Source organism: Marinobacter nanhaiticus D15-8W (assembly GCF_036511935.1).
Lineage (GTDB): Bacteria > Pseudomonadota > Gammaproteobacteria > Pseudomonadales > Oleiphilaceae > Marinobacter_A > Marinobacter_A nanhaiticus.
Genome location: NZ_AP028878.1, coordinates 3,064,203 through 3,077,475, shown reverse-complemented (window position 1 = coordinate 3,077,475; position 13,273 = coordinate 3,064,203). Strand labels below are relative to the sequence as shown.

Genomic DNA, 13,273 nt, shown 5'->3' with positions numbered 1-13,273 from the left:
TAACGGGAAAGGGTATGCGCAGTCACTATTGCGGTGGAATCAACGAATCACACATCGATCAGGACGTAACCCTCTGCGGCTGGGTTCATCGTCGCCGCGATCATGGTGGGGTTATCTTCCTGGATCTGCGTGATCGTGACGGCATGTCCCAGATCGTGGTGGATCCGGATACTCCCGAAAGTTTCGAACTGGCTGAGAAGGTGCGCAGCGAGTTCGTTATCCAGATCAAGGGCCGCGTTCGCCGTCGCCCGGCGGGTACTGAAAACGCGAATATGCCGACCGGCCAGGTGGAAGTGCTGTGCAAGTCGCTGGTTATCCTCAACGCTGCCGCCACCCCGCCGTTCCCCCTCGATGAGCACGTGGATGTGGGCGAGGACGTACGCCTGCGCTATCGCTTCGTCGATCTGCGCCGTCCGGAAATGCTCAACCGTCTGCGTTTCCGCTCCAAGGTGACCAGCTACATCCGCAATTTCCTGGACCGCAATGACTTCATGGATGTGGAAACTCCCATCCTGACACGCGCCACCCCGGAAGGCGCCCGCGATTATCTGGTGCCGAGCCGGACTCACGAAGGGTCCTTCTTCGCGTTGCCGCAATCGCCTCAGCTGTTCAAGCAGTTGCTGATGGTGTCCGGTGTCGATCGCTACTACCAGATCGCCAAGTGTTTCCGTGACGAGGACCTGCGCGCCGATCGTCAGCCGGAATTCACCCAGGTGGACCTGGAGAGCTCCTTCATCGATGAAGAGGGCATCATGGGTATCACCGAAAGCATGATTCGCGAGCTGTTCCGTGATCTGCTGGAAGTTAACCTTCCGGAATTCCCGCGCATGAGTTACGCCGAAGCCATGAAGCGCTACGGCAGTGACAAGCCTGACCTGCGTATCCCGCTGGAACTGATCGACGTGGCAGACCTGGTCGAAAGCGTCGACTTCAAGGTCTTTGCCGGACCGGCAAAGGATCCCAAGGGCCGTGTTGCAGCGCTGCGCCTGCCCAAGGGCGGCGAACTGACCCGCAAGCAGATCGACGACTACACCAAGTTTGTCGGCATCTACGGCGCCAAGGGCCTGGCCTATATCAAGGTCAACGATCTTGGCCAGGGCGCTGCCGGTCTGCAGTCGCCGATCATCAAGTTCCTGGGTGACGATGTGGCGCTGGCGGTCATCGAGCGCGTTGGTGCAGAAGACGGCGATATCGTCTTCTTCGGCGCGGACAAGACCACGGTCGTCAACGAAGCGCTGGGCGCACTGCGGATCAAGCTGGGCCATGACCTAAACCTGCTGACCGCCGAATGGTCGCCGCTGTGGGTGGTGGACTTCCCGATGTTCGAGGAAGATTCGAACGGCGAACTGACCGCGATCCATCATCCGTTCACAGCGCCTTCCTGCTCTCCGGAAGATCTGGCGGCGGAACCTGCCAATGCGCTTTCCCGGGCCTACGATATGGTCCTAAACGGCACAGAGCTGGGCGGTGGTTCGATCCGTATCCACGACGAGAACATGCAGCAGGCGGTCTTCCGTATCCTCGGTATCGGTGAGGAAGAGGCCCGTGCCAAGTTCGGCTTCCTGCTGGATGCCCTGAAGTTCGGCTGCCCGCCTCACGGCGGCCTGGCCTTCGGGCTCGACCGTCTGGTCATGCTGATGACCGGCGCTTCGTCCATCCGCGACGTGATTGCTTTCCCCAAAACCCAGAGCGCGACCTGCCTGATGACGCAGGCGCCGGGTGAAGTGGATGAGCGTCAACTGCGTGAACTGCACATCCGTCTGCGCAAGCCAGCCCTGGCCAAGGAGCCGAGCGAGGCAGACGAGAAAACGGTTTCCAAGAAAGCCTGATGCAGAGACGTTCCGCTCCGACGACGACGTTGGGGCGGATCGTCGATTCGATGGCGTGACGCGTCGATTTTTGCAGCGATACGAGTTCTTGAAGCGACAAGATCTGTTGGAGTGACACATGGCAGGACACAGCAAGTGGTCCAACATCAAACATCGCAAGGCTGCCCAGGACGCCAAGAAAGGCAAGATCTTTACCAAGCTGATTCGTGAATTGACCGTCGCTGCCCGCCAGGGCGGTGCTGATCCCAACGACAATCCCCGCCTTCGCGCCGTCGTCGACAAGGCGCTCACCGCCAACATGAAGAAAGACACCATGGAGCGGGCCATCGAGCGTGGTGCGGGCAGCGCCGACGATACCAATTACGAAGAGCTGACATACGAAGGCTACGGACCGAATGGCGTGGCCATCTTTGTCGAGGCCATGACCGACAACCGTAATCGCACGGTGGCGGAGGTGCGCCACGCCTTCAATAAGTTTGGCGGCAACCTGGGTACCGACGGTTCGGTGGCCTTCCTGTTCAGCAAGCAGGGCATTATCAGCTACGGCCCGGAGACCGACGAAGACGCCCTTATGGAAGCGGCGCTTGAAGCAGGCGCCGAGGACGTGGCGGAGCAGGACGACGGCTCCTATGAAATCGTGACCCTGCCGGAGCAATTCCTTGACGTAAAGGAGGCACTTGTTGCTTCGGGTCATACGCCGGATAACGCTGAAGTCACCATGGTGCCGGCGACCTATGTCACCCTTGATCGGGAGACGGCGGAAACCATCCTCAAACTCATCGACATGCTCGAAGACTTGGACGATGTCCAGAATGTCTATTCCAATGCGGACATACCCGCCGAGATCATGGACGAGTTAAATGGCTGACGGTTGGCGGTCCGCCGGAACCCGGGGCTGGTTGTGTCGATAATCCTTGGCGTTGACCCCGGCTCGCGTATTACCGGCTATGGCATCATTCGCAATGCGGGCAGGCACACAGAGTATTTGGACAGCGGCTGTATCCGCATGGGCGAGAAGTCCATGGCGGAACGGTTGCAGATCATCTACCAGGGTCTTGCCACCCTGATCGACCAGTACCGGCCCGACGAGTTTGCCATCGAACAGGTCTTTATGGCGCGCAATCCGGACTCGGCATTAAAACTCGGCCAGGCCCGGGGCGTGGCCATCGTGACCGCTGCCAATAGTGGTCTTGCGGTGCACGAATACTCGGCGCGCCAGGTCAAGCAGGCGGTGGTCGGCAAGGGTGGGGCGGACAAGACCCAGGTCCAGCACATGGTGCAAAGCATCCTGTCCCTGGGGCGTAAGCCCCAGGCCGATGCCGCCGACGCCCTGGCGATCGCGCTCTGCCATGCTCACATGAGCCAGAGTATCGGGCGTATATCCGCCGGCAGCCGCGTCCGCAGGGGGCGGTTGAGCTAGTGTCCCGTCTGGTTAATTCGCTGATCTACTGAGCGTCTGAACGCTTTGAGAGCAAGGCGCGGCAGCGAAGGTTTGGTGGTTCCAAATCGAGCTGGCGCAACACCGCTCTCAAAGCGTTCAGGCGCTCCCGGAGGGCGTGGCGCTGGCCGCTCTGGATCTGCGTTGCCAGTCCTTGATGTGGAACCACCACACCTGCGGCCTGTCGCCTTGACCAGAGCGGCCAGCGACACGCAGTAGGTCAACGAATTAACCAGACGGGACACTGGTCTGGTTACCACAATAATGTACCGGCTCGTTGAATAGGGGCGGTTTGCAGGGAGTGTTGTCGTGATAGCACAGATCCGGGGAAGACTGATCGAAAAAGTGCCGGGCCATGTCCTGGTCGAATGCGCCGGCCTCGGCTATGAGCTGGATATACCCTATACCACCTTCTTTCATCTGCCGGAGACCGGGCAGGACGTTACCCTCTATACCCATCTCTCCATCCGCGAGGATGCGCATAACCTCTATGGTTTTGCTGCCCGCCTTGACCGGGATCTGTTCCGTCTATTGATCAAAGTGAACGGTGTCGGGCCTAAAATGGCGCTGGCGATTCTTTCCGGACTCGACTCACAACAGTTCGTCCGCTGTGTCGACAACCGCGATGCGGCCGCTCTGGTCAAGATTCCTGGGGTCGGCAAGAAAACGGCAGAAAGACTGCTGATCGAGATGGGCGACCGTCTCGGCAAGTTGGAAGGCATGCCACAAATCAATGCGCAAACGCCGGATCTATCCACGAGCCCGGAATCCATGCCGGTACATAAGCCGGAAGACGAGGCGGAGGCCGCGCTGATAACCTTGGGTTACAAGCCGCAGGAAGCAGCCAAGGCCGTCAGCCGTGTCGCAGAAAAAGGGATGAGCTCGGAGGATATGATCCGTCTTGCCCTGAAGAGCATGATCCCGGCCAGCTAAATGGTGCCTGGCCACCTGGCGCGAGATTCTCTATTCCTCTGTTGCAGTCCAGGGCTCGTGTTGCTGGACTTGGCCACCGATTCCTTGGTTTGATTAGCATTTTTATTGATGAGTTAATGGATTCTGTCCGGAGCGTAACGTGACAGTCGTAATGGCGTTTGTAAAATGAACATCAAACAGCGTTGAAGCGTCGCCGCAGAATACAGATTAGGGAACCCGCAACCAACATGCACAAAGGTTCCTAAACACAACGGATGCCCGCGAACCAATGCCATGATTGAATCCGATCGCCTGATTTCACCGCAAAGCAGTGCGTTTGAAGATGTACAGGATCGTGCTATTCGACCCACCTTGCTGTCCGAATACGTTGGTCAGCCGACGGTTCGTGAGCAGATGGAAATCTTCATCTCTGCGGCTCGTGGTCGCCGGGAAGCCCTCGACCATGTCCTCATCTTTGGCCCGCCCGGTCTCGGTAAGACCACTCTTGCCAATATTATTGCCAATGAGATGGGGGTTGCCATTAAGACCACCTCCGGCCCGGTGCTTGAAAAGGCCGGCGATCTGGCGGCGATGCTGACCAACTTGGAAGAGGGGGATGTCCTCTTCATCGACGAAATCCATCGTTTGAATGCGGCGGTAGAGGAAGTGCTCTATCCGGCGATGGAGGACTATCAACTGGATATCATGATTGGCGAAGGGCCCGCGGCCCGTTCCATCAAGTTGGACCTTCCGCCATTCACGCTGGTTGGTGCGACGACCCGGGCCGGTTTGCTGACCTCGCCTCTGCGGGACCGTTTCGGCATCGTACAGCGCCTGGAATTTTACAACACCGCCGACCTGACCCATATCGTCAAACGGTCAGCTTCGTTGTTGGGCGTGTCGGTTGAAGGCGACGGCGCCCTGGAAATTGCTCGCCGTTCCCGTGGTACCCCGCGTATCGCCAACCGCTTGCTGCGCCGGGTACGTGACTATGCGGAAGTTAAGTCTGATGGCGTGATTACTTCAGAAGTGGCCGATCTGGCACTGAATATGCTGAAAGTCGACAATCAGGGCTTCGACCACATGGACCGGCGCCTGCTGCTGGCCATGATCGAGAAGTTTGATGGCGGTCCTGTGGGTGTCGAAAGCCTGTCCGCTGCCATCAGTGAAGAACGTGGCACGATCGAGGATGTACTCGAGCCGTTCCTGATCCAGCAGGGGTACATGGTACGCACACCGCGTGGTCGCATGGCAACAAATCAGGCCTATCTCCATTTCGGTGTGACACCGCCGAAAGCGGAAGAGGGAGCATGAGGATGGCGGTAACCCCAGATTCGTTCCGTTGGCCAATACGCGTCTATATCGAGGATACGGATGCCGGTGGTATCGTCTATCACGCCCGATACCTGCATTTTATGGAACGGGCCCGTACCGAATGGGTGCGCAGCCAGGGTGTGGCGCTGCGTAGCGGGCTGGAAGAAAACGTCAGCTATGTGGTTCAGAAAATGTCGATCCATTTCCGGCAGCCAGCCAAACTGGATGACGAGATATGGGTGACGGCGGACCTGGTGGAATGCGGCCGGGTCTGGATGGGCTTCAACCAGCGGGTTATCCGCCAGTCAGATGGAGCACTGCTGACCGAAGCCGATGTGAAAGTTGCATGTGTCGCACTCGATACCGGCAGGCCCCGGGCACTGCCGGACGCTATGCGGGCGATCGCGGGTGCTGAAAGCGCAAAGGAAAAAACAGAATAGAACCGGCCTTGCGGGGCCAGCAATGACAAGAGCCAGGAGTAAAAAGTGGAGTCACATCTGTCGGTTTGGAGTCTTATAGCCAACGCCAGTTTGCTAGTGCAACTCGTCATGCTGCTGTTGGTGCTGGCGTCGGTCATTTCCTGGGGGTTGATCTTTCAGCGTCTCCAGGTATTCAAGAAGGCCCGTAAGGCCCAGTTGGCGTTCGAGGAACAGTTCTGGTCCGGCATGGATCTGGGTCAGCTGTACCGTGATGCCAGCAACAAGCCGACGCCCCACAGTGGTATGGAATCCGTTTTCCGTGCCGGCTTCCGTGAATTTTCCCGCCTGCGCCAGCAAAGCCAGGACCCTGATGCGGTGATGGACGGTACCCAGCGAGCCATGCGCGTTGCCCTGTCGCGGGAGCAGGAGCGTCTGGAAGCGCACCTTCCATTCCTGGCGACGGTTGGCTCCACGAGCCCATACATCGGCCTGTTCGGTACCGTCTGGGGGATCATGAATTCATTCCGCGGTCTTGCACAGGTTCAGCAGGCTACACTGGCGACGGTTGCGCCGGGGATTTCCGAGGCCCTGATTGCCACGGCCATGGGTCTTTTCGCGGCCATTCCGGCGGTCATTGCCTACAACCGTTTTGCGGCCAAGTCGGATGCGCTGCTGAAAAACTACGAAACCTTCGCTGAAGAATTCTCCAGCATCCTGCACCGTCGCGTGCATAGCTCCGAAAAGGGCCGGGCAGCCTGAATGCCGGCTGATACGATCAACCATGGGGCCCTGCCAGGCAGGGACTTCACGACTGAAAGGGGTGAGGTGCGATGAAAAGCGCAGGTATAACGTCGGTTCCCCGCCGCAAACCCATGGCCGAGATCAACGTCGTGCCCTATATCGACGTCATGCTCGTGCTGCTGGTTATCTTCATGGTCACGGCGCCGATGATGACCCAAGGGGTCAAGGTCGATCTGCCAGAGACTACATCCGATCCTATTCAGGCACAGAAAGACGTTGAGCCTGTCATAGTGTCTGTCGATGCCAACGGCGCCTATTATATGGAGGTCGGCGACGAAGAATCCGAACCCATGGCGCTGGGCGATCTGAATCAACAGGTAAGCAAGATACTGGCCGGCCGTAGTCAGCGCGATGTATTGGTACGTGGCGACGAGAATGTCGACTATGGAACGGTGGTGCGCCTCATGGCGACGCTGCAGACGGCAGGCGCAACGAGTGTCGGCTTGATCACTGAGGAGCCGCAAGGTTAACCGGTTGTGTTGGAGAATAAACGCGAGCCCAACGACTACGTTGCACGTCCACCCTGGAAGAGCCCGATTGCATTATCGCTGGTATTGCATGCCGCGATCATGTTCTTCGCGCTGGTGGGCTGGACCTGGTCGACACCCAGTCATGAGCCGCCGCCGCGGAATATATCGGCCCGGCTGATTATGCCTGAACCTCAGGCGCCACAGGCGCAGCCTGCACCGCAGCCTAAAGCCCAACCTCCAGAACCCGAGCCTGAACCCAAGCCGGATCCTGAGGAGGCGCGCAAGAAGGCCGAACAGCGGGCGCAAGAGGAAAAACGCCGCCAGGAAGAGGAGCGCCAGAAGCAGCTGCTGATAGAGAAAAAGAAGCAGGCGGAAGCAGCGGCAAAAGCTGAAGAAGCCCGCAAGAAGGCGGAAGCCGAAGCCAAGGCCGCAGCCCAGCGCAAGGCGGAAGAGGAACGGCGAGAGGCAGAGGAGGCCCGTAAGGCCGAAGAGGAGCGCCAACGGAAGGAAGCTCAAGCCAAGGCTGCTGAAGAAAAACGTAAAGCCGAGGAACAAAGGCGCAAGGAAGAGGCCGAACGTCAACGGCGGGAGCAGGAAGAGCGCGAACGCCGATTGGCTGAGCAGAAGCGTCAGGAGGAAGAACGGCGCCGCCGTGAGGAACAATTGGCGGCCCTGGCAACTGAGGCGCAACAGGAGCAGGCTGCCGCCGCTCAGGCCAGGAAAGAAGCCGCGGCAGCGGCGAGAGCTCGCGAGGCACGCATGGCGTCTGAGAGCGAAAAATACGAAGCGTTGATCCGTCAGCGCTTGACCAATGCATGGTACATCCCGTCGTCGGCGACGGACGACATGGCGACTACATTGGAGATTACCTTGCTGCCTACAGGGGAGCTAGTGACTGTCAGAATTGTCGAGGGCAGTGGTAGCAAAGCTTTCGATGATTCGGCGCTGAGTGCCGTGCGCAGTGTGGAAACTTTCCCTGTGCCTGAGGACCAGCAGGTCTTCAACAGCTATTTCAGGACGTTCCGGATCCAGTTTGATGAAGAGCAACTAGGTCGCTAAGCGCGAGTTGCTAAATACGAAGAGAGACAGGTGCCCAGAATGATGCGTGTGATTGTGACCCTGATACTGGCAGGCTTGATGGCCCTGCCTGTCCAGGCTGAGCTACTGATCCGGATAACCGAGGGCGCGGAGAATGCGATTCCCGTTGCTATAGTACCTTTCGGCGAGTCCGGCGGCGTTCAGGTCTCGGAGAACATCGGTCAGATCGTGCGCGATGATCTTGCCATGAGCGGTGAGTTCGACCCTCTGGAAACGAGCCGCATGCTGAGCCTGCCGACGAGCTCGGATGACGTCTTCTACCGTGACTGGCGATTGCTGGGACAGAAATACCTGGTCGTAGGCCAGCTTTCACCGGGCGAGGGGGGCAAGGTCCAAGCCCGCTTCGAGGTGTTCGATGTTAACCGCGAGCAGCGGATTCTTGGTGGAACGGCTTCGTCGTCCAGCGACAACTTGCGGGGATTGGGGCACCACATCAGTGATCGCATCTACGAAGCCATTACCGGGAACAAGGGTGTGTTCTCGACCAAGATCGCTTACGTCACCCTGGATATGGAGAGTAATCAGCGGGTTTACCGGCTAAACGTCAGTGATGTCGATGGCAAACGGACCCGCGTGCGGCTGAAGTCGAACGAGCCGATCCTGTCGCCGGCATGGTCGCCGGACGGGCAAAAGCTGGCCTACGTGTCTTTCGAGACCGGTCGCCCAGCAATCTATATCCAGAACCTGAGAAGTGGCGACCGGGTGCGTATCGCACAGTTCCCCGGACTTAACTCAGCGCCAGCCTGGTCGCCAGATGGCGAATCCATGCTGATGACCCTGTCCCGTGACGGTAATGCGGAAATCTACAAGATGGATATCGACAGCCGCCGCCTGACCCGTCTGACCGATCATTGGGCTATCGACACAGAGGCTAGCTGGTCTGCTGATGGCGATCAGATTGTCTTTACGTCAGATCGTTCAGGTGGCCCTCAAGTCTACGTGATGGATGCCGATGGCGACGATCTTCGGCGCCTGACCTTCGGCAGCCGTTACAACGCCCGTCCGCGCTTCGGTCCGGACGGCGACAACGTCTTCTATGTTCATCAGCGTGATTCGGCGTTCCATATCGCGCGGTTGAATATCGAAACCGGACAGGAAACGGTCCTGACCCGGAGCAAACTGGATGAGTCACCTAGTGTGGCTCCCAACGGACGTCTACTGATCTATGCAACGCAACAGGAAGGCAAGAGCGTGCTTGCGGTCATCTCTGCGGATGGTGGTTCCAATTACATCCTGCCATCCCGTTACGGGGATGTACGTGAGCCGGCCTGGTCTCCCTTTATCAATTGACGTCAATAAAGCGCTAAACTCTAAGCAACCCAATCAAGGATAAGACAAAATGATTCGTACCTATTCGAAGTTTCTCGCACTGCTGGTTGCCATGGGCGTCATGGCCGGCTGTAGTTCGACCGCTACCCAGGACGAGGGGTACGGTTCCGACGTGTCCGCCGTCGACCAGCAAGGCGGCAGTGAAGTATATGGCGGCGAAGGTTCCGACGGCGTGACTTCAGGCACCATGACCGATGAAGAGCGTGCGGCCCAGGCCGAGCGCGCTTCGCAGCAGGAACAGGCTGCCATGCGCAAGATCACGACCTTCTATTTCGATTTCGATACATCTGAAATCAAGCCGGAGGCGCGCGATGTGCTGATCGCTCACGCCCAATACCTGGCCAACAACCCTAGCGCCAGTGTGCGTCTGGAAGGCCACGGCGACGAACGCGGAACCAAGGAATACAACCTGGCGTTGGGCGAGCGTCGCGCCATGGCCGTTGAGCGCTTCCTGGTCGTGAACGGCGCATCCCGTGACCAGATCGAAACCGTCAGCTATGGCGAAGAGAAGCCTGCGGCGATGGGTAGCTCCGAGAGCGCCTATGCCCAGAACCGCCGTGTAGAGCTGATCTACCAATAAAACCAGCAATGGGGTGTATGGCACATGAGACGATATCTCATGGCCGCTGTGGCGCTATCGCTTTGCGGTAGCGCCCTGGCGCAATCGACAGTACCGGCTTACCAGAATGCCGATTCCGAAGCGCGCCGGCAGGCGGGCGGAAATCAGGCCAACGCCGAGCTGTATTTCATGATCGAGCGATTGCAGCAGGAGGTTCGACGGCTGCAGGGTGAGGTCGAAGAACAACGGCACAAGCTCGAGCAGCTCTCACGACAATCGCGCGAGCGGTACATCGACCTGGACCAGCGTCTGCTCGATTTGTCGCGAAAGCAGGCGGAAGCGCCTGCAGCACCGTCTGAGGCTCCGCAGGAGGCGTCTGGCTCCACGGCCCAGCAACAACAGGATACCCGTGAGTACCGCCAGCCAACCGAGCAGGAACAGGCGGCCTACAATGCCATTCTCGACCTGATTCGTAACGACAGAGCCTACGATCAGGCCATCGACCGGCTCTATTCGTTTATTTCCGAGTATCCCGAAGGCGATCTGACCGTCAACGCCTACTATTGGCTGGGCGAGGTCTATCTGGTCAAGCCCCAGTTGCAACAGGCCAAGCAGGCCTTCTCCATCGTGGCCACTCGCTTTGCCGACCATCGCAAGGCCCCGGATGCCCTCTACAAGCTTGGTGTCGCCGAGGCAAGGATGGGCGATAATCAGGAGGCCCGGCAGACTCTCCAGTCCGTGTCCAGCAAATACCCGGATTCCAATGCTGCACAACTGGCGAGCGAATATCTGACCAAGCTTTGATCATCTCGGGCCGTGAGGTGATCAGTCTTTAAACAGGTCGCCGGCGCGGAGAGAATTTTTGTTGGAGAAGCGCGATTTCCTTTATGAAAAGGGCTTGCCAACCCGCAAAAAATCCGTACCATATGCGCCTCGTTTGGGTCGTTAGCTCAGTTGGTAGAGCAGTTGGCTTTTAACCAATTGGTCGATGGTTCGAATCCATCACGACCCACCACCTGATTCCGAAAGGCTTGTCGAGCATCGTCTGGCCTGGCATATCGCCACACTGTTTCGGGTCGTTAGCTCAGTTGGTAGAGCAGTTGGCTTTTAACCAATTGGTCGATGGTTCGAATCCATCACGACCCACCACATAAACAGCACGCAAGCGTGTGCTGGTGCGAAAAGGGAGCCTGCAGGGCTCCCTTTTTCGTTATAGCGCCTCTGAATTGTAAACACCCGGTTTCTCCGTATACTCCCACACGTTTCGGCATCTACGTAGCGTTGGAGCCGTACCGTTCTGTGCCTGTTATTTGCTGAGGTGAAGTCGAATTTCGATCCGTATTTCCTGAGCTTATCGAGTTCCAGCGCGGCGCACTGTATGCAGCGGAAGGTAGGCTCGCCTTATCATAGGCTTATGACGAAATAATGTCTGATCCGGGGTGGTATAATGGCGTATTGCCCATATAAACAAAGAAATCGATAAAGCGTGATTGCGCGTAACCGGACGCGAGCCCGGCCTCCGCTGATCCAATCGGAGGGCAGGCGAAACCGGGTATTGACTGAGAGACGAGATTCCATGACAAACGCCGACAACAGAATTCTGGTTAAGGAACATCTCGCGCACGAGGCGGAGCCCCGTTCGTTGAGCGCTGACGAAAAGCACCGTCTGGAGGGCGAGATCAAGGCCGAGTTGAAGGCGCGGGACGCCGTGCTGGTCGCCCATTACTACACTGATCCGGATATCCAGCGTCTGGCTGAGGAAACGGGTGGCTGTGTCTCGGACTCCCTTGAAATGGCCCGTTTTGGCAACCAGCATCCTGCTTCCACCATCGTTGTTGCCGGCGTGAAGTTCATGGGCGAGACGGCCAAGATTCTGAACCCGGAAAAGACCGTGCTGATGCCGACGCTGGAAGCTACATGCTCCCTTGATATTGGTTGTCCGCCGGAAGATTTTAGCGCCTTCTGCGATCAGCATCCTGACCGGACGGTGGTGGTGTATGCCAACACGTCAGCCGCCGTTAAGGCGAGGGCGGACTGGGTCGTGACGTCGAGCTGCGCCCAGAGCATCGTCGAGCATCTTGATTCACGTGGCGAGAAAGTCCTGTGGGCTCCTGACAAGCACCTCGGTCGCTACATCGAACGCACGACTGGTGCGGACATGCTGCTTTGGGATGGCTCCTGCATCGTTCACGAAGAATTCAAGTCTCGCGGTGTCGAGGACCTGAAGGCGTTGTACCCCGATGCGGCGATCCTGGTTCATCCGGAGTCTCCGGAGTCCGTCGTCGAGATTGCGGATGTGGTAGGTTCGACCTCCCAGTTGATCAACGCTGTCCAGACCTTGCCCAACGAACGCTTTATCGTTGCTACCGATAACGGCATCTTCTACAAGATGCAGCAATTGGCGCCAAACAAAACGCTGATCGAAGCCCCGACCGCCGGCAACGGCGCCACCTGCCGCAGTTGCGCTCACTGCCCCTGGATGGCGATGAATGGCCTGGAGAACCTGCTGCACGTCCTGCGCACGGGGGATCAGGAAGTTCTTGTCGATGGTGCACTGCGTGAGGATGCGTTGCGACCGCTACGCCGGATGCTGGACTTCACTGCATCCATGAACCTCAAGGCGGCGGGTAACGCCTGACCGACGGTAGGGCTTTCCCTGACTACAAGGTTGCCCAGGAGGAGTGAAAGTTCCTCCGTAGAACGTCTGTTTGCAGGAAAAACGCTGGTTTCCTGCAGCACGAACTTCTTCTTAACCCCGGCAAAAAAATTGTTATCGCACTATAGCGGGAATCCGTGTAACGGAAAGCGTTCCGGCAATGGGCAGTCCGGTGGGCTGCTCCGAAGCTGAAGGGGGTATTGCAAAAGTGCCGGTGCTCCCTAAGTACCGTCATAAACTCCCTCTCCCCTCGCGGGAGAGGGCCGGGGAGAGGGGGTAGCGCCGTCAGGCGCTCATCGTTGCCAGCGCCGACTTATAGCGAGGCTTTGCCTCGTCCCCCTCTCTCCAAACCTCCGCTCCGCGCCCCAGCCCGCCGCCAGAGGCTTTGGGCGTTTCGGCGGGCGAAGGCGCTGCTTCGCTACTTTGTGCAACCGGAACATAGGTAACA

Annotated in this window: 13 protein-coding genes and 2 tRNA genes; all 15 read left to right on the top strand. The window is 58.3% G+C overall.

The annotated features are described in order from the left end of the window. Positions 1-14: 14 nt before the first annotated feature. Entirely contained in the window at positions 15-1,829 is a 1,815-nt protein-coding gene (gene aspS / locus RE428_RS13680) for an aspartate--tRNA ligase (protein WP_004582584.1), read from the top strand. A 118-nt stretch (positions 1,830-1,947) separates the two neighbouring features. Beyond that, the gene (locus RE428_RS13675; protein WP_004582583.1) at positions 1,948-2,697 is read left to right on the top strand and encodes a YebC/PmpR family DNA-binding transcriptional regulator; all 750 of its coding nucleotides are present in this window, start codon (positions 1,948-1,950) and stop codon (positions 2,695-2,697) included. A 33-nt stretch (positions 2,698-2,730) separates the two neighbouring features. Further along, the gene (gene ruvC, locus RE428_RS13670) at positions 2,731-3,249 is read left to right on the top strand and encodes a crossover junction endodeoxyribonuclease RuvC (RefSeq protein ID WP_004582582.1); all 519 of its coding nucleotides are present in this window, start codon (positions 2,731-2,733) and stop codon (positions 3,247-3,249) included. Positions 3,250-3,576: 327 nt separating this feature from the next. Further along, on the top strand, positions 3,577-4,200 hold the full coding sequence (gene ruvA / locus RE428_RS13665) for a Holliday junction branch migration protein RuvA (protein WP_004582581.1): 624 nt from the start codon (positions 3,577-3,579) through the stop codon (positions 4,198-4,200). 273 nt (positions 4,201-4,473) lie between these two features. Beyond that, on the top strand, positions 4,474-5,493 hold the full coding sequence (ruvB, locus tag RE428_RS13660; protein ID WP_004582580.1) for a Holliday junction branch migration DNA helicase RuvB: 1,020 nt from the start codon (positions 4,474-4,476) through the stop codon (positions 5,491-5,493). A 2-nt stretch (positions 5,494-5,495) separates the two neighbouring features. Beyond that, positions 5,496-5,933, top strand: a complete 438-nt coding sequence (gene ybgC / locus RE428_RS13655; RefSeq protein ID WP_004582579.1) for a tol-pal system-associated acyl-CoA thioesterase — start codon at positions 5,496-5,498, stop codon at positions 5,931-5,933. Between the two features lie 45 nt (positions 5,934-5,978). Continuing rightward, positions 5,979-6,671 (top strand): protein TolQ, encoded by a 693-nt coding sequence (tolQ, locus tag RE428_RS13650; protein WP_004582578.1) that lies wholly within the window; start codon positions 5,979-5,981, stop codon positions 6,669-6,671. 71 nt (positions 6,672-6,742) lie between these two features. Beyond that, the gene (tolR, locus tag RE428_RS13645; protein ID WP_004582577.1) at positions 6,743-7,183 is read left to right on the top strand and encodes a protein TolR; all 441 of its coding nucleotides are present in this window, start codon (positions 6,743-6,745) and stop codon (positions 7,181-7,183) included. 6 nt (positions 7,184-7,189) lie between these two features. Further along, on the top strand, positions 7,190-8,242 hold the full coding sequence (gene tolA, locus RE428_RS13640) for a cell envelope integrity protein TolA (protein WP_004582576.1): 1,053 nt from the start codon (positions 7,190-7,192) through the stop codon (positions 8,240-8,242). Between the two features lie 39 nt (positions 8,243-8,281). Beyond that, positions 8,282-9,571, top strand: a complete 1,290-nt coding sequence (gene tolB, locus RE428_RS13635; protein ID WP_004582575.1) for a Tol-Pal system beta propeller repeat protein TolB — start codon at positions 8,282-8,284, stop codon at positions 9,569-9,571. Positions 9,572-9,620: 49 nt separating this feature from the next. Next, positions 9,621-10,190: a peptidoglycan-associated lipoprotein Pal gene (pal, locus tag RE428_RS13630; protein ID WP_004582574.1), complete on the top strand. Its 570-nt coding sequence runs from the start codon at positions 9,621-9,623 to the stop codon at positions 10,188-10,190. Positions 10,191-10,214: 24 nt separating this feature from the next. Then, positions 10,215-10,973: a tol-pal system protein YbgF gene (gene ybgF, locus RE428_RS13625; RefSeq protein WP_040882707.1), complete on the top strand. Its 759-nt coding sequence runs from the start codon at positions 10,215-10,217 to the stop codon at positions 10,971-10,973. Positions 10,974-11,108: 135 nt separating this feature from the next. After that, positions 11,109-11,184: transfer RNA gene (locus RE428_RS13620), tRNA-Lys, on the top strand. 58 nt (positions 11,185-11,242) lie between these two features. Continuing rightward, positions 11,243-11,318, top strand: a tRNA-Lys gene (locus RE428_RS13615). A 427-nt stretch (positions 11,319-11,745) separates the two neighbouring features. Continuing rightward, positions 11,746-12,807 (top strand): quinolinate synthase NadA, encoded by a 1,062-nt coding sequence (nadA, locus tag RE428_RS13610; protein WP_004582572.1) that lies wholly within the window; start codon positions 11,746-11,748, stop codon positions 12,805-12,807. Positions 12,808-13,273: the final 466 nt, after the last annotated feature.